The sequence below is a fragment of the Paractinoplanes lichenicola genome, from assembly GCF_016785085.1.
GTDB classification, from domain to species: Bacteria; Actinomycetota; Actinomycetes; order Mycobacteriales; family Micromonosporaceae; genus Actinoplanes; species Actinoplanes lichenicola.
Genome location: NZ_JAENHO010000001.1, coordinates 280,249 through 294,948 on the forward strand (window position 1 = coordinate 280,249; position 14,700 = coordinate 294,948).

A 14,700-nucleotide genomic window follows, 5' to 3' on the forward strand; every position below is an offset into this window, starting at 1 on the left:
TCGGGAGTACGACGCGTACCGTCGCGGAGGTGACAACGGCATCGCGCACCCGGCTGCTGATCGTCGGGGCGGTCGCGGGGTTCCTGCTGGTCGTGACGTCGCTGCTGATGGCCTCGGTCTACGACGTGCCGCTGCTGATCTCGTACGCCGCCGCTACCGCCCAGTGCGCGGCCCTGCCCCTGGCCCTGCGCCGGCCGTGGCCCGCGCTGGTGCTCCAGCTGGCCGGGGTGGCCGTGTTCAGCCTGGGCAAGCCGGGCGACGAGGGGCTGTGGCCGTTCCCGTTGCCGGTGATGGTGCTGCTGATCGCGCACGTGGGGCTGATCGGGGCGACCCGGCCCTGGCGCGACGCCGTGATCACCTGGTGGGCCAGCGCGCTGACCGGCATCGTGCTGGTGCTGACCGACCCGCAGCACCGCCCGCTCGACGAGGCCGACTTCCCGCTGGTGCTCTATTCGATGACTTCGCTGCTGGCCGTGTTCGGCGCGATCGCCTGGAACCAGCGCGGGGCGGCCCGCCGCCAGCTGGCCGAGGTGCGGCGCGACGTCGAGCTCGAACAGGCGCAGCGGGCCCTGGTCGAGGAGCGCAACCGGATCGCCCGCGAGCTGCACGACGTGGTGGCCCACAGCATGTCGGTCATCCACATGCAGGCCACCTCGGCGGCGTACCGGATCAAGAACCTGGACCCCGAGTCGAAGGAGGAGTTCGGGCGGATCGCCGCGGGCACCCGCACGGCCCTGCACGAGATGCGGCAGCTGCTGGCCCTGCTGCGTGACGAGGAGGCCGACCGCGAGCTGGCGCCCGTGCCCGACCTCGAGCACCTGGACGAGCTGACCGACTCGGCCCGGCGCGGCGGCATCCCGGTCGAGCTGACCGTCACCGGCGACCTGGCGGGCGCGGACCTGCCCGACACGGTGGGGCTGGCCGCGTACCGGATCGTGCAGGAATCGCTGAGCAACGTCATCCGGCACGCCCCGGGCGCGGCGACCCGGGTGACCGTCACGCTCACCACCGACGAGCTGCTCGTCGAGGTCGTCAACGAGCTGCCGGCCCAGACGCCCCGGCCGATCGAGGTGGGCGCGCGGGTTAGCCACGGGCTGGTCGGCATGCGCGAACGGGCCCGGCTGGCCGGCGGTTCCGTGCAGACCGGGCCGCGACCCGACGGCGGCTATCGGGTCACAGCCCGGTTTTCCCTGGGCGAGGCCTGATCCGGGGTCTTACAGGAGACCCTCGAGCACCGCGTCGACCGCCCCGTACAGGGTCTCGGTCTCGGACGTGAGAAGCGCATCGTCGTGGGGCAGGGCGCGCTCGATCGACAGTCCGTTGAGGACCGTGTTGAGGAAGCGCGCCCGGCGCGTGTTGTCGCCCTCGGGCAGCGCGCCCTCGCGCACGAGGACGGCCAGCCACGACTCGACGCGGCGCAGGCCCTCGCGTTCCATGGCCAGATAGGCCGCGTCGGTCTCGCCGGTCGGCTCGGGGACGAGGAACGCCTCGAAGACCTTGACCCAGGCCGCCCGCAGCTCGCCGCCGGGCGTCAGCACCTGCCGCAGGCAGCCGGCCAGCCGGTCGCGGGCCGGGATCGACCGGTCGTGGATCTCGTCGCCCGACGCGATGTAGTCGTAGATGCCGGCCAGCACCGCGTCGCGCAGGGCGCGCTGGGTCGGGAAGAAGTGGCGCAGCGAGCCGGTGCTGACCCCGGCCCGCGCCGCCACCGCGCGGACGCTCAGCGTCGAGCCGGCGTCCTCGCCGAGCATCTCGGCCGCCGCAATCAGGATCTTGTCGCGCGTGCTGCTGCCCATGCCCCTTTCTAGCACACTGTGATAACGTCGGTTCTAGTACAGCGTGATAGACATCGACCGCCGAGGAGGCGACGACCATGTTCACCGAGCTGAGGCGACGCAGGGCCCTGGAGCGGGTGAAGCCCGGCAACGGCCGGCCCTTGAAGCGTTTCCGCTGGTGGCAGCACCTGTCGCGGGCGCTCTACTCGATCCGGCTGGACGGCGATCTCTACACGGTCGACGTCCCGCTCTGGCGCCGGCTCACGACCGAGGACGGCAAGGCCAGTGCCCACCTGTACGTCAATGGCCGGCACTACGCCGAGTCGAAGCTCCCGGCGCTGTTCGAGGTGCCGGGCGGCACGATCGAGGTCAAGCCCTCGTCGTTCGGGCTCAAGCGCAGCCACTACGTCACCGGCGACGGCGCCGAGCGGCAGCTCACCCCCGACCCCGCCTCGGCCGAGGGCCGCCGGGCCCGGCTCGCGGCCGAGCATCCCGTGCTCAGCGGGGCCATCGGCGGGCTCTCGCTGCTCGTGCTCGTCGTCTCGCTCGCCCTGCTCCTGATGCAGCTGGCCGAGAAGCTCAGCCAGATCCCGCCCGTGGCCGAGCAGGTCGGCACCTTCACCTCGTTCGTCACCCTGACCGGCTGGGCCAACTTCGCGCTCGGCGTGGCGGCCGCGGTCGCCAGCACCGAGCGGGCTTTGCGGCTGCGTTACAGCCGGATCCTGGACGGAAGCTAAAGCCAGCCCGCGCGTCTCAACAACCGGTGCAGGACGAAGGCGCTGACGAAGAGCAGCGCCATCACGATCGGGTAGCCGTAGTGCGAGTTCAGCTCGGGCATGTTCGTGAAGTTCATGCCGTAGATGCCGGCGATCGCGGTCGGCAGCGCGGCGATCGCGGCCCACGAGGCGATCTTGCGCATGTCGTTGTTCTGCTCCACGGTCAGCTGGGCCAGGCGGGCCTGAAGCAGGGCGTTGAGCACGTCGTCGAACGCGACGACCTGCTCGACGGCGGCGGTGTGGTGGTCGGCGACGTCGCTGAAGTAGCGGCGGATCTCCTTGGGCAGCTCCTTGCCGGCCAGCACGGCCAGCGGGCGCTGCAGGGGCAGCACCGCCGCCTTGAACTTCATCAGCTGCCGTTTGAGCTGGTAGATCTGCTCGACCGTGACCGGGGTGCCGGGGGCGAACACCTCGGCCTCGGTCAGCTCGATGTCGGTCTGCATGGCGCCCGCGATGTCCACGTACGCGTCGACGAGCCGGTCGAGGATGGCGTGCACCACGGCCCACGGCCCCTGAGCCAGCGCGCGCGGGTCAGCACTGAGGTCGGCGCGCAGCGAGCTGAGCTCCATCACGGTGCCCTGCCGTACGGTGATCACGAAGTGCGGGCCGACGAACAGCCGGACGAAGCCGGTGCTGACGATCTCGCTGGTCGCGGTGAGCCGCTCGTGCTCGACGTATTGCGCGGCCCGGACGACGAAGAACACCACGTCCTCGTACCGCTCGATCTTGACCCGCTGCTCGCGGTGCAGGATGTCCTCGACGGCCAGCGGGTGCAGCCCGAACACCTCGGCCACCCGGCTCAGGGCGGCCTCGGTGGGCTCGTGCAGCCCGAGCCAGACGAAGGCGCCCTCCTGCTCCCGGGCTCGTGCGTAGAGCCCGGCCAGGTCGGCCGCCGGCCCCGGGTCGTCGACGGCCACCCCGTCGACGAACAGGCCGCAGCCCACGATCGCCGTGTGGTCGGCTCGTCCGCGGCCCACCGGCCGGGGCGGCTGCCAGACGCGCCGGGCATCCAAGATTCCTTCACCCCCGCCCGGCAGCCTACTTCGCCCCCGCCTCAGGAGGGCAGAACCAGTTCGGCCAGGCGCTCGATCTCGTCCGGGTCGTCGGTGGTGGGGTGCAGGATCAGCTCGTCGGCGCCGATCTCGGCATGACCCCGCACCGCCTCCCGCACCTGGTCGGCGGTCTGCGCCAGGCTGCCGACCACCAAATTCACGAAGTCGTCGCCGCCGTGGCCGAAATAGTCGCTGACGTTCTTGATCCCCGCGGCCGGGTTGCCCAGCGCGAAGTAGGCCATGGCGACCAGTCGCGGCCGGCCCTCGCGACCGGCCGCCTGCCAGGCCGCGCGCGCCGCGTCGAAGGCGCCGGCCACCATCGGCACCGGCACTCCCCCGGTGGTGTAGCCGGCGCCCCACCGGGCCATGCGGGCGAACGAGGCCGGGACAGTGCCGCCGAAGATCAGCGGGACCGGGCGGGTGCCGGCGGGCACGGCCGGGTTGCCCCCGCCGACCGGCTCGCCGGCCCAGACGCGGTGATAGACCTCGAGGTCGGCATCGAGTCGCCGGCCCCGGCCGCGGGCCGGATGGGCCTCGGCCACGTAGTCGTCGGCCCGCCCGCCGAGGCCGACGCCGACGGTGAGCCGCCCGCCCGAGACCGCGTCGATGCCGGCCAGCTCCTTGGCCAGCAGCACCGGCGGCCAGACCGGCGCGACCAGCACGGTGCTGACCAGCCCGACCCGGCTGGTCGCCCCGGCCGCGGCGGCCAGCGCCACGGTGTCCATCAGGCCCGGGTACGACACCCGGCCCGACGTCGCGACCGAGCTGAAGCCGGCCGCCTCGGCCCGCCGGGCCCAGCCCGGAACGACAGCCGGATCCATGTCCCGCACCTGATTCGGAAGCCCGATACCAATTCTCACGCGGCAATGGTTTCCGCGTTCTCCACGGGCGTCCAAGACCGATTCCGGTCGCCCTGATGCCGCATCGGCATGAGCCCGCGGCGACGCATACTTGCGGCGTGGATCTGGACCTGCGCCGCCTGCGCCATTTCCTGGCCGTGGCCGACACGCTGAACTTCGGCCGGGCCGCCGAGACTCTGCACCTGGCGCAGCCGGCCCTGTCCCGATCCGTCGCCGCCCTCGAACGCGAACTCGGGGTCAAGCTGTTCGACCGGTCCCGAGCCGGCACGAGCCTCACCCCGGCCGGGAAGCTGCTGCACGACGAGGCGCGCGTACTGCTCCGCAGCACCGACGCTCTGCAGCGGCGCCTGGTCGTGGCCGCCCGCGAGGGGCGCGGCGTGACGATCGGCTTCCGGCCCGGTTCCGTCGTGACGGCGATGGTGCGGCACCTCGAGCAGCGGTTCCCCGGCCTCGCGGTCACCACCGTGCCCACGTCGGAGGCCGATCAGATCGCCGGGCTGCGCGACGGCCGCCTCGACGCCAGCCTCGCGCTGCGGCCGTTCAACGAGCAGGGCCTGACCGTGGTCGAGCTGACGGATCACATGTGCCTCGTCGTCGAGGCCGGCCGCGACTCCCCCGTGCTGCGCGAACTCGTTCGCAACGCCCACGCGATCGGCGACTACTGCGGAGCGCCGCCCAAGATCGGGGGTGCGGTATAACTGCCTGATGCGCTCCGCCCGTCCGCACCCGGCGCGGACCGTGACGGTGGCGTTCCTGGGCGCGGTCATGGTCGGCACGGCGATCCTGCTGCTGCCGGTGTCCCGGGCCGGGCCCGAGTCGCCGTCCCTGCTGACCGCGTTCTTCACCGCCACCTCGGCCATCACCACGTCCGGCATGACGGTCGTCGACACCGCCACATACTGGTCCGATTTCGGGCATGTGCTGCTGGCCGTGCTGACCCAGGCCGGCGGCTTCGGGATCACCACTATCGCGACGCTGGCCGGCCTGCTCGTGTCGCAGCGGCTGGGGCTGCGGGGCCGGATGATGACCGGGGTCGAGACCAACACCGGGCTGGCCCACGGCGACGTACGGCAGGTGCTCGTGCTGGCCGCGATCGTCATGTTCGCCGGTGAGGCCGTGATCGCGACCATCTTCGCCACCCGGCTTCACCTCACTTACGACGTACCGCTGGGTCAGGCGATCTGGGAAGGCGTGTTCAACGCGATCCAGGCGTTCAACAACTGCGGGTTCTCGCTGCGCGGCGACGGCCTGACCAGTTTCGTCAGCGACTGGTGGATCTGCGTCCCGCTGACCCTGGGCGTCATCGTCGGCGGCATCGGCGTGCCCGTGCTCTACGAGATCGGCCGCCAGTCGCGCCGCCCGGCCGCCTGGTCGACCCATACGTGGCTCACCGTGGGCGGCACGCTGGTGCTGCTCGTCGTGGGGTTCGCGGCGGTGCTGGCCTTCGAGTGGGGCAACGACGAGACGCTGGGGCCGCTCGGCGTACCGGGAAAGATCCTGGCCGCCTTCGTGCAGGGCACGATCCCCCGCTCGGGCGGCTTCAACACGGTCGACTTCGGCGCGATGAACGAGGACACCTCGGCCATCATCGTCGGGCTCATGTTCATCGGCGGGGGCAGCGCGAGCACCGCCGGGGGCATCAAGGTGACGACGTTCTTCCTGCTCGCGTACGTGATCTGGACCGAGGTGCGCGGCGAGCGCGACGTCGTGATCGGGCGCCGCCGGATCGCCGAGGCCACCCAGCGCCAGGCCACCACGGTCGCCCTGCTCGGCGTGGCCACGGTCGCCACCGGCACGCTGGTGCTGCTCGCGATGACCGACGGGGTGCCGTTCGACCGGGCCCTGTTCGAGATCATGTCGGCCTTCAGCACGTCGGGCCTGACCACCGGGCTCACCGCCGAGCTGACCACGGCAGGTCAGCTGGTGCTCAGTGCGATGATGTTCATCGGCCGGGTCGGCACGGTCGCCGTCGCCTCCGCGCTGGCGCTCAACACCCGGCACCGGCTGTACCGCTATCCGGAGGAGCGTCCGATCGTTGGCTGAGAAAGACATCGCGCGGGACGAGAACGTCGTCGTCATCGGCCTGGGCCGGTTCGGCGGGCAGGTGGCCGGCTCGCTGCTGCAGCTGGGTCACGAGGTGCTCGGCATCGACGAGAACGACCAGCTGGTGCAGCAGTGGTCGGACAAGCTGACCCACGTCGTGCAGGCCGACTCGACCGACGAGGACGCGCTGCTGCAGGTCGGCATCAAAGAGTTCCCGCGGGCCGTGGTCGGCATCGGCAGCGACATCGAGGCCAGCGTGCTGACCGTGCTGACGCTGAGCGAGCTCGGCATCCGCGACATCTGGGCCAAGGCCGTCTCGGCCAAACACGGCCGCATCCTGCGCTCGGTCGGCGCCCACCACGTCATCTACCCCGAGGCCACGATGGGCGAGCGGGTGGCCCACCTGATCGCCAGCCGGATGCTCGACTTCATCGAGTTCGACGACGGGTTCGCGATCGCCAAGACCCGCGCGCCGCGCAACTCGGCCGGCCGCACCCTGGCCGACCTCGCGCTGCGCACCCACTACGGCATCACGGTCGTCGGCATCAAAACCCACGGCACAGACTTCCTGTACGCCGCACCCGAGACCGTCGTGCCCGACCACGCCGAGCTGGTGGTGGCGGGCAGCACCGAGCTCGTCCAGAAGTTCGCCGCCACCACCTGACGGGCCACTTTTGTCGGGGGGTGGCACTAGCGCCTGTTTCGTAGCTGGGGCGGGGCTGCGGCAGGGCCCAGATCCCGCCTGGCGGCGTCCCGCGAAAGCCAGGTTCCAACACCGGGAGCCAGGCTTCCGCGGGCCACCACCAGACGAAATCTGGACCCGGCCTCGCTGCCACCCCAGCTACGAAACAGGCGCTAGCCTGCCGGTCATGGCGGAACGCGAGTTGGACGAGCTGGTGGTGGCCGACGCCGAGGGGCTGCGGGTGTGGCTGCTGGAAAACCACGGCAGCTCGGCCGGGGTGTGGCTCGCCCTGGGCCGCAAAGGCGGGACGGTCACCACGCTGACCTGGCAGCAGGCGGTTGACGAGGCGCTGTGCGTGGGTTGGATCGACGGTCAGGCGCGCAAGGGCGACGAGTCGATCTCGTGGATCCGCCTGACGCCACGCCGGGCCCGGGGCGCATGGTCGCAACGCAACGTGTCCCACATCGGGCGGTTGGAGGAACAGGGCCGCATGCTGCCCGCGGGCCGGGCCGCGGTGGAGGCGGCCAAGGCGGACGGGCGATGGGCGGCGGCCTACGCCCCGCCGTCGGAGGCCGAGGCACCCGCCGACCTGCTGGCCGCGATCGCCGCCGAGCCGGCCGCACAGGCCATGTTCGACGTCCTCACCAAGACCAACCGCTTCGCGATGATCTACCGCGTCCACGCCGTCAAACGAGCCGAAACCCGCGAACGCAAGATCCGCGAGTTCGTCGCGATGCTGGCCCGCCACGAGACGATACATCCGCAGAAGGCCAAGCCCGAACCCAGCTGACGCCCTTGGGCCGGGCCGGTCGCCGCCACCTCCGCGCCGCCATCCCACGCCGCCACTCCCGCGCCGCCGCCTCCGTGCCGCCACCCTCCACGCCGCCACTCCCGCGCCGCCACCTCCGCGCCGCCACTCCCACGCCGCCGCCGCGCCGCCACTCCCACGCCGCCGCCTCCACCTCCACCTCCACACCGTCACCCCCACGCCGCCACCCCTCCACGCCGCCGCCATCCCCGCTGTCAGCGTTCGCAGGATCGCTGTGGTGATGGCGATTCGGCCGAGTGGCGGGAAGGTGCTTTCGGTGCTGGCGCGGTGGGCTTCCGGGTCGCGGTCGGGCATGGCGTCGACGGCGAGCGTGACGTGGTAGCCGTGGTCGTGCGCGGCCCGGGCCGTCAACTCCATGCCGACGCTCTTGGTGAGGCCGACCAGCCGGTGCTCTTGGTGAGGCCGGCCAGCCGGTCGAGGTCGGTGTCGTGGAAGGCACCCCACGTTCGTTTGGTGTTCCTTGTGTCGTCGGGGTGGTCGTTCAGTTCGTCGACGATGACGTCCCAGCCCCTTCGGGCAACAGGATCCGATCCGGTGACGCGGACCAGGACGACGGGTGCCTGAGAGGCACGGGCCAGCTCGACGACCCGGGTCGCTACGTCGGCCCCGGCGTACGAGGTTGTGGCGGGGGCAAGTGCGTCCCTGTCATGACGGGATCTTCCTGGGTGTGGCGGGGTAGCAGGAGCGGGGTGGTCAGGAGCAGGAGGCCGGCGGTGGCGATGGCGACGCGGGGGCTGGTGGCGGTGGCGAGCAGGCCCCAGAGGGCGGTCAGGGCGGCGACGGTGGCGTTGCTGGTGACCGACCACGCGGACAAGGTGCGGACGACCCGGTCGGGGGCGGTCTGGTCGAGGCGGTAGGTCGCGAACACCGGGTTGAAGACGCCCACGCAGGTGACCAGGGCGAACTGGACGACGAGAACCAGGATCAGGCCGGGAGTGCCGGGGCCCATGAAGGCGAGGCCGATCGGCCAGCACGCTCGTAGGGCGCCGGCGGTGCGCAGCACCCGATGCTGGCCGAAGCTTGCGACGAGGGGCCGGGCCAGGCGCGAACCGAGCAGGCCGCCGAGGCACGGTATGCCGAAGGCGAGGCCGTACTGCCAGGAGGCGAAGCCGAGCTGGTTGAGCATGAGCACGGCCAGCAGTGGCGCGGTGGCCAGGATCAAGCCGTTGACCAGCACCGTGTTGAAGAAAAGCAGGCGCAGGGCGGGGTGGTTCAGGATGTGCCGCCAGCCGCCGAGCAGGTCGCGGGCTCGGAGCCGGGGGGCGTCGGCGCGGGCGGGGCGGGGCTCGGGGCCGCCGATCGCGCGGAGGCCCAGGGCGGAGAGCAGGTAGCTGAACGCGTCGATGACCACGGTGGTGACCGGTCCGAGCAGGCCTAGCGCCGCGTTGCCGAGGGGCGGGCCGAGCACGGTGGCGGTCCAGGTGGTGGCCTCTCCCCCGGCTCCGAATGGACCGCCTACTACGACGAGCTGGCGGCCGAGTTCGGCCTCACCATCGAGGCGACCGGGCCCAACCTGGGCGCCGACGCGCTGCTCGACACCGTCGCCGACACGCCAGCGCTGGCCACTTTCATCGGCGCGCAGACCCGGCTGGTGTGGCCGGCCGGGCACGGTCTGCGCCGCATTCCGGTGACCGACCCGACGCCGGTTTATCCGCACTCGCTGCTGTGGCATCGCGACAACGCCCATCCGGCGCTGGCCGCCTTCCGGAAGCACCTCGCCGCCGCGATCCCCCGCCTCGCCACCGCCGGGACCTGGGTGCCGAGCTGGGCGACAAGGGTTCAGCCGACTGGATGAGGCGGCGGTCGGTCTGCTGCCTCGAGGCCGGTGGCGGCTCGCCGGGTGTACAGCCACCAGGCGAGCCAGGCGGCGGCGATCGCGCTGAGGACCATGTCGTATTGGCCGACCAGCGCGATGAGCAGGTCGAGCAGCACGAAGAAGGCGAGCAGACCGGCCACCACCCGTCTCCCATCTGACCCGTACGGCCCAGTCACGGCGAGACGCGGCACCAGGACGAGACCGATAGCGACCGGCAGCAGTGACAGCGCCACGCCCAACGGCCAGACCAGTCCCGTTTCGGCGACCGCGTAGGTCAGGATCCAGTGTGCGGCCAGGCAGGCGAAGGCGAGCACCCCGAGTCCCCGTCGCGGCCGGGGCACATCATCGCCGAGCATCGCGGTATCTGGACGCCGCCGGCTGAACGTCGCGGAGGCCGACCGCCGCCTGCGGCCGACCAGGAAGGCGGTCACGACCACCGCTATCAGCAGGGCCCCGGCCGCCACGAGCACCGGAATCGGCGGGCGCTGGTCGAACTCGCCGTAGATCACCGGTGTTGCGGCCAGCACCAGCCCGGCCAGCACGAGCCCGGGGCGGCCGACCCACGTACGGGCTCTGGCTTGTGGGAGGAACCACTCGACGACCAGGACGGACGCACAGATGCTGAGCGCCGTGTGGAACACCGTGAGGTGCGTCGCGAGCAGCACGTTCGTGTGCCAGACGACGCTGTAGGTGCCGACCCCGGAGTCCGCCCAGAACTGCGGGAAGAACCAGTACCGATCGACGAGCGCCTCCTCCCACACGGCGTACGCGATCGCGAGCAGAACCAGCCCGGTGAACCCGAGGCCGAAGCGGTGGGCGACCTCGCGGCAGACGAGAGCCCCGCAGCCGTACAGGGCGGCCATGAAGGCGAGATTCCAGGGCAGCAGCAGCTCGAACGGCGGGCTGGACCCCGACAACCCCTCCCCGAAGAACGGCGCGACGAGCAGGACAAGCAGCACCGGACTGCGCACGACTCGGCTGGCACCCATCGCCCCAACCTCGCAGAACGGCTCCCGGCGGCGCATCGGTCCGGAGTCGATCGCGGCTCGACCAAAGTCGACGCCCGGCCGAACCACCTACCTCCTTCAGTCCACCCAGGTGCCGACCACGGTGATCACGGCTTCGATGAGGGCCGCATCGGCGGAAGCGTGTTCGATTGTGCTGCGGTAGTAGATCGGGCCGATGGCGAGGGCCGCGGCGTCGCGACTGGGCAGGGACAGGCGCAATTCGCCGCGGGTCTGGGCCGCGTCCAGGGCGTCGGCGAGGCGGTCGGCCAGGATCTTGGCGAACTGGGCGCGGCGGGCGTTCATCTGCTCGTCCCAGGGTGCGGTGCCGGCCAGCGTGACGGCCACGGCTCGTACGTCGTCGAGGTCGAGTTGACGGGCGAGCGCGGTCAGTTCGCGCGTCAGCCACTGTCGCGTCGGGACGGTCGGGTTGTCCAGCAGCGGCATCCGTACGGTGGCCATCGCCTCGGCAAGCAGCTGATCGGTGCGCGGCCAATGCCGGTAGACGGTCGCCCGTCCCACCCCGGCCCGCTCCGCCACCTGCACGTGCGTCACCGCGACCGGGCCCTTCTCGAGCAGCAGCTCCCGGGCGGCGGTGAGGATGGCCTGCTGACTGCGCTGGAAGCGCGGGTCCGTCTCGGTGTTCACCGCCTCAGCTTACGAGACAACTTGACTCATAGTTTCCCGCGACCCCATACTCCAACTATGAGACAGGATGTTTCACAGATACTGAAGGTGGCCGTCGTCGGAGCCTCCGGGACGACCGGACGCCACGTGGTGACGTCAGCGCTCGAGCGGGGGCACACAGTCACAGCCTGCGTACGGCGTCCCGCGACGTTCGCCGGGCGCGAGCGGCTGACCGAGGCGATTTGGCCGGACGTTCACGCCACGTCGGCGCTGACCGAGGCCCTGACCGGCGCGGACGCCGTGATCAGCACCCTCGGCGGCGCCGGGAAGGGCCCGACGACGGTGTGCACCGACGGCATCCGCACCACGCTGACCGCGATGAAGGCGGCCGGGGTGACGCGCCTGATCGCCGTCAGCGCCCACGGGGTGCTGGAGACGCACGACCGGTCGCTCTACTCCCTCGCGGTGTGGGCCGGCGTGGCCGACCGCATGCGCGACAAGGAGACGATGGAACCGCTGATCGCCTCCTCCGATCTCGACTGGACGATCGTGCGCCCGCCCAAGCTGTCCGACCGTCCGGCCACCGCGACCAACCGAGTCGGCACCGATCTGCCGATCCACGTATGGAGTTCCGTAGGCCGCGCCGACCTGGCCGCCTTCCTGATCGACGAGGCCGAGCACCCCCGATACGTGCGCGCCTACCCGAGGATCGCCCGATGACCGGTCTCTCGCCGCGCACCGCGGTCGTCACCGGAGCCACCGGCGGCATGGGCAAGATGATCGCCGCCGCCCTGATCGACGCGGGCGCCCGGGTCGTGACCATCGCCCGCGACCCGGCCCGCGCCGACGCCCTGCGCGCCCACGTCGGCCCGGACAACCAGCACCGGCTCGACATCATCCCCGGCGACCTGTCCCGCCGCGACGACCTCCGTACGGCGGCGCAAGTCATCGAGGACCGCTACGAGCAGATCCACATCCTCGTCAACAACGCCGGCGCCCACTTCCCCGACCGCCGCACCTCGGCCGACGGCGTCGAGATGCACATCGCGCTCGACTACCTCGCCGCGTACGGGCTGATGACCCGCCTGGGCGCACCGCTGCGGCGCGGCCGGGCCCGCGTCGTGAACGTCGCCAGCGACACCCTCAACGACACCCGCCAGCTCAAACTCGCCGGAAAGCCCCGCCCGGCGACCCTGGACCTCACCGGCGTGGACGACCTGGCCGCCCTCAACCCACCGGACGGTTTCGTTCCCTTCGAGGCGTACGCGCGGGCAAAGCTGATGACCGTCACCGCCGGCTACGCCCTCGCGCGCTCCTTCACCCCCGACGGCGTCACCGTCAACGCCGTCCACCCCGGCATCGTCGCCACCGACATCATCGACGACCTGGTGCCGGCCCTGCTCCGCCCGTTCGGCACCCTCATCCGCCGCACGATGCTCACCCCCACCGACGGCGCCGCCACCGCACTGCGCATCGCCACCGACCCCGCTCTCGAGGGCGTCACCGGCCAGTACTTCAACCAAGGCCTGGCCGCGACCACCCCACCGATCTCCCACGACGTCGCCATGCAGGAGCGACTGCTCGCCCTGAGCGAGTCCCACTTCGCCACCTGACCGCGGGCGTCCGGGATCGTCCGGACTTCAAGAGGGGCGCCGATTCGTATTCAAGACTCGTTGCGGGCCCGTAAGTAATGACGGGGTCGCCGTTCGTGCTCCACAACTGGAGCACGAGAAGTCGTTGACAGCTCGCTTCAGGAGATCGGAGAAGTCAGATGCGCCTACGAAAAATCCTGGTCATGGGCACGATCGCCATCACCGGTTCATTGTCCGCCGTCGCCCTGACCGCCGCGCCTGCACAGGCTGACCCTTGCGGCGCCAACAGCTGGGTGCAGGGTAACGACAGGTATGTCGGATACCGCAACTGTGGCTCGTCTACCGTCCGCCTGCGTGCCGTCGTCGGCGGCAACCCCTCGCCGTCCTGCGTGCCGGTCGCCGGTGGCAGCTCCGCCCTCCTCGGACGATTCGCCGACGGCGCGCCGCTGAGCTGGTCCGTCCAACCCTGTTGAGATGCTGTCTTGGGCCGGGCCGCCGACATGACGCGCCGTCAGCCCGGTCCAGGTCGATCCCGGCGAAGCGGCCCTTCAGTCCGCATCGATTCACACGTCGCCGAGCGACCGATGCCGCCGTCCGGTTCATTGCGAATCATGACGCACAAAGCACCGCTGGCCTTTTCTGTCTACAAGAGGTCCCGTGCCCGCTGCGCCGAGCGCCTCTCATCGCCCGGTCGTTCAAGAGCGATCGGTTCGGGCCCTCATGAATGCACAGTCAGGGGCTGTGGGGAGCCAGAGGGCCTCAGCCGGTGAGGCCGGCGTCGACGGCTGGTGCGTTCTCGCCTCTCGTCGCCGGACCGTTTCAGGGAACGGTCGGTTCGGTCCAGCCGACGATGATCGACCCGGTGATGTAGTAGCCGGCTTTGTCGATCATCGTTGCCACGGCGAGGCGGACCGACGTCGAGGTGACTCGCAGGAAGTGGGTCTCCCAGTCGGCATAGCGGAGGTCCTGCAGCCAAGCTTGCTCGATCTCCGCTGCTACTCGCTCCGGTGACGCCGCTTGTTCGGCTTGGCAATGGGCCGTCAGTAGACGGGCCGGGTCCTCGCCGGCAGTGACGTCGACGTGCCGGATCGACGGGCACCGCCACAGGTAGTGGTCGAAGTCGACCGCCATGCCGGAGAGGTTGTCGGGATCCGCCGGTGGTGCCATGGCGGCGACGGCCCGGACCGCCTCGGCGAACCGGGCATCAGCGTTCGCGTCGAACTTCAGGGCCACGGGTGGGATCCCCTGCCACCAGGACTGGCGCCACCAATAGAGGACCGTACGGTCCTCGGGCCACGGAGCCAACGGGCCGCCGTGCGGTTCGAACCGATCATGGCTGAGGTCGATCGGACGCCAGGAGGGCTCGCGTTCGTAGTCCGCTCGATCCGCGGGGCGGAGTGCTCGCTGGGCCTCGATCAGCGACGGCTCGTTCGCGCCACCGGGCCGGTCCGGCCAGCGGAGCTGATGGATGTCGTCCTCCCAGCCGCAGACGGGGCAGATCTCATGCGATCCCGGCGGCTCCGAGATCGTCCGACAGCCGCAGCACACGCAGGCGTAGGCAAGGTCCACGGAGGATACTCTGCACTACCTGAGCAGCCCCGTGGGCGTGGGCTGAGCACGGCGGGGTAACGCGATGCCGGGCGC

The 14,700-nt window shown here is 71.1% G+C and carries 17 protein-coding genes and 2 pseudogenes; 10 read left to right on the forward strand and 9 right to left on the reverse strand.

Annotated features, from left to right (window positions below; all coding sequences use genetic code 11):
• Positions 1–29 precede the first annotated feature (29 nt).
• The gene (locus tag JKJ07_RS51530; RefSeq protein ID WP_202989291.1) at positions 30–1,205 is read left to right on the forward strand and encodes a sensor histidine kinase; all 1,176 of its coding nucleotides are present in this window, start codon (positions 30–32) and stop codon (positions 1,203–1,205) included.
• A 9-nt stretch (positions 1,206–1,214) separates the two neighbouring features.
• Here the strand turns inward: JKJ07_RS51530 and JKJ07_RS01340 are convergent, their stop codons facing one another.
• Positions 1,215–1,796, reverse strand: a complete 582-nt coding sequence (locus tag JKJ07_RS01340; protein WP_202989292.1) for a TetR/AcrR family transcriptional regulator — start codon at positions 1,794–1,796, stop codon at positions 1,215–1,217.
• Positions 1,797–1,873: 77 nt separating this feature from the next.
• Here JKJ07_RS01340 and JKJ07_RS01345 point away from each other — a divergent pair, with 77 nt between their 5' ends.
• Complete coding sequence (locus tag JKJ07_RS01345; RefSeq protein ID WP_202989293.1) at positions 1,874–2,512, forward strand: hypothetical protein; 639 nt, start codon at positions 1,874–1,876, stop codon at positions 2,510–2,512.
• Here the strand turns inward: JKJ07_RS01345 and JKJ07_RS01350 are convergent.
• Together JKJ07_RS01350 and JKJ07_RS01355 are read right to left on the reverse strand one after the other, a co-directional pair.
• Positions 2,509–3,564: a magnesium and cobalt transport protein CorA gene (locus JKJ07_RS01350; protein WP_202989294.1), complete on the reverse strand. Its 1,056-nt coding sequence runs from the start codon at positions 3,562–3,564 to the stop codon at positions 2,509–2,511. The two genes, JKJ07_RS01345 and JKJ07_RS01350, sit on opposite strands and share 4 nt — an antisense overlap.
• Positions 3,565–3,605: 41 nt before the next feature.
• Positions 3,606–4,424 (reverse strand): LLM class flavin-dependent oxidoreductase, encoded by an 819-nt coding sequence (locus JKJ07_RS01355; protein WP_236028158.1) that lies wholly within the window; start codon positions 4,422–4,424, stop codon positions 3,606–3,608.
• A gap of 137 nt (positions 4,425–4,561) precedes the next feature.
• On the opposite strand from JKJ07_RS01355, the gene JKJ07_RS50935 reads away from it, so the two are divergent.
• The 4 genes from JKJ07_RS50935 to JKJ07_RS01375 all read left to right on the forward strand — a co-directional run bounded on the left by JKJ07_RS50935 (position 4,562) and on the right by JKJ07_RS01375 (position 7,978).
• A complete protein-coding gene (locus JKJ07_RS50935; RefSeq protein ID WP_307834084.1) occupies positions 4,562–5,161 on the forward strand; it encodes a LysR family transcriptional regulator in 600 nt (199 codons plus the stop codon).
• A 7-nt stretch (positions 5,162–5,168) separates the two neighbouring features.
• Positions 5,169–6,506: a TrkH family potassium uptake protein gene (locus JKJ07_RS01365; protein WP_202989297.1), complete on the forward strand. Its 1,338-nt coding sequence runs from the start codon at positions 5,169–5,171 to the stop codon at positions 6,504–6,506.
• Positions 6,499–7,170 carry a potassium channel family protein gene (locus JKJ07_RS01370; RefSeq protein ID WP_236028159.1) on the forward strand — a complete coding sequence of 224 codons (672 nt, stop codon included), beginning with the start codon at positions 6,499–6,501 and terminating at the stop codon, positions 7,168–7,170. The genes JKJ07_RS01365 and JKJ07_RS01370 overlap by 8 nt, the downstream gene beginning before the upstream one ends.
• Before the next feature lie 205 nt (positions 7,171–7,375).
• On the forward strand, positions 7,376–7,978 hold the full coding sequence (locus tag JKJ07_RS01375) for a YdeI/OmpD-associated family protein (protein WP_202989298.1): 603 nt from the start codon (positions 7,376–7,378) through the stop codon (positions 7,976–7,978).
• 267 nt (positions 7,979–8,245) lie between these two features.
• On the opposite strand, the pseudogene JKJ07_RS52170 reads toward JKJ07_RS01375, so the two are convergent.
• Positions 8,246–8,461, reverse strand: a pseudogene (locus JKJ07_RS52170) (isochorismatase family protein); the annotation flags it as partial.
• 151 nt (positions 8,462–8,612) lie between these two features.
• Positions 8,613–9,704: an MFS transporter gene (locus JKJ07_RS01385; RefSeq protein ID WP_202989299.1), complete on the reverse strand. Its 1,092-nt coding sequence runs from the start codon at positions 9,702–9,704 to the stop codon at positions 8,613–8,615.
• On the opposite strand from JKJ07_RS01385, the gene JKJ07_RS01390 reads away from it, so the two are divergent.
• On the forward strand, positions 9,609–9,812 hold the full coding sequence (locus JKJ07_RS01390) for a hypothetical protein (RefSeq protein WP_202989977.1): 204 nt from the start codon (positions 9,609–9,611) through the stop codon (positions 9,810–9,812). The two genes, JKJ07_RS01385 and JKJ07_RS01390, sit on opposite strands and share 96 nt — an antisense overlap.
• Here the strand turns inward: JKJ07_RS01390 and JKJ07_RS01395 are convergent.
• The gene (locus JKJ07_RS01395) at positions 9,797–10,822 is read right to left on the reverse strand and encodes a hypothetical protein (RefSeq protein WP_202989300.1); all 1,026 of its coding nucleotides are present in this window, start codon (positions 10,820–10,822) and stop codon (positions 9,797–9,799) included. The two genes, JKJ07_RS01390 and JKJ07_RS01395, sit on opposite strands and share 16 nt — an antisense overlap.
• Positions 10,823–10,918: 96 nt before the next feature.
• Entirely contained in the window at positions 10,919–11,485 is a 567-nt protein-coding gene (locus JKJ07_RS51535; protein ID WP_202989301.1) for a TetR/AcrR family transcriptional regulator, read from the reverse strand.
• 57 nt (positions 11,486–11,542) lie between these two features.
• On the opposite strand from JKJ07_RS51535, the gene JKJ07_RS01405 reads away from it, so the two are divergent.
• The 3 genes from JKJ07_RS01405 to JKJ07_RS01415 all read left to right on the forward strand — a co-directional run bounded on the left by JKJ07_RS01405 (position 11,543) and on the right by JKJ07_RS01415 (position 13,529).
• A complete protein-coding gene (locus JKJ07_RS01405) occupies positions 11,543–12,184 on the forward strand; it encodes an NAD(P)-dependent oxidoreductase (RefSeq protein ID WP_202989302.1) in 642 nt (213 codons plus the stop codon).
• Positions 12,181–13,077, forward strand: coding sequence for an SDR family NAD(P)-dependent oxidoreductase (locus JKJ07_RS01410; protein WP_202989303.1), 897 nt, complete (start codon positions 12,181–12,183; stop codon positions 13,075–13,077). Before JKJ07_RS01405 ends, JKJ07_RS01410 begins: the two co-directional genes overlap by 4 nt.
• A 182-nt stretch (positions 13,078–13,259) precedes the next feature.
• Complete coding sequence (locus tag JKJ07_RS01415; protein ID WP_202989304.1) at positions 13,260–13,529, forward strand: hypothetical protein; 270 nt, start codon at positions 13,260–13,262, stop codon at positions 13,527–13,529.
• A 346-nt stretch (positions 13,530–13,875) separates the two neighbouring features.
• Here JKJ07_RS01415 and JKJ07_RS49455 read toward each other — a convergent pair whose 3' ends face one another.
• Together JKJ07_RS49455 and JKJ07_RS52175 are read right to left on the reverse strand one after the other, a co-directional pair.
• Complete coding sequence (locus tag JKJ07_RS49455; protein WP_236028163.1) at positions 13,876–14,289, reverse strand: hypothetical protein; 414 nt, start codon at positions 14,287–14,289, stop codon at positions 13,876–13,878.
• A gap of 171 nt (positions 14,290–14,460) precedes the next feature.
• Positions 14,461–14,625 (reverse strand): annotated as a pseudogene (locus JKJ07_RS52175) (CPCC family cysteine-rich protein); the annotation flags it as partial.
• Positions 14,626–14,700 lie beyond the last annotated feature (75 nt).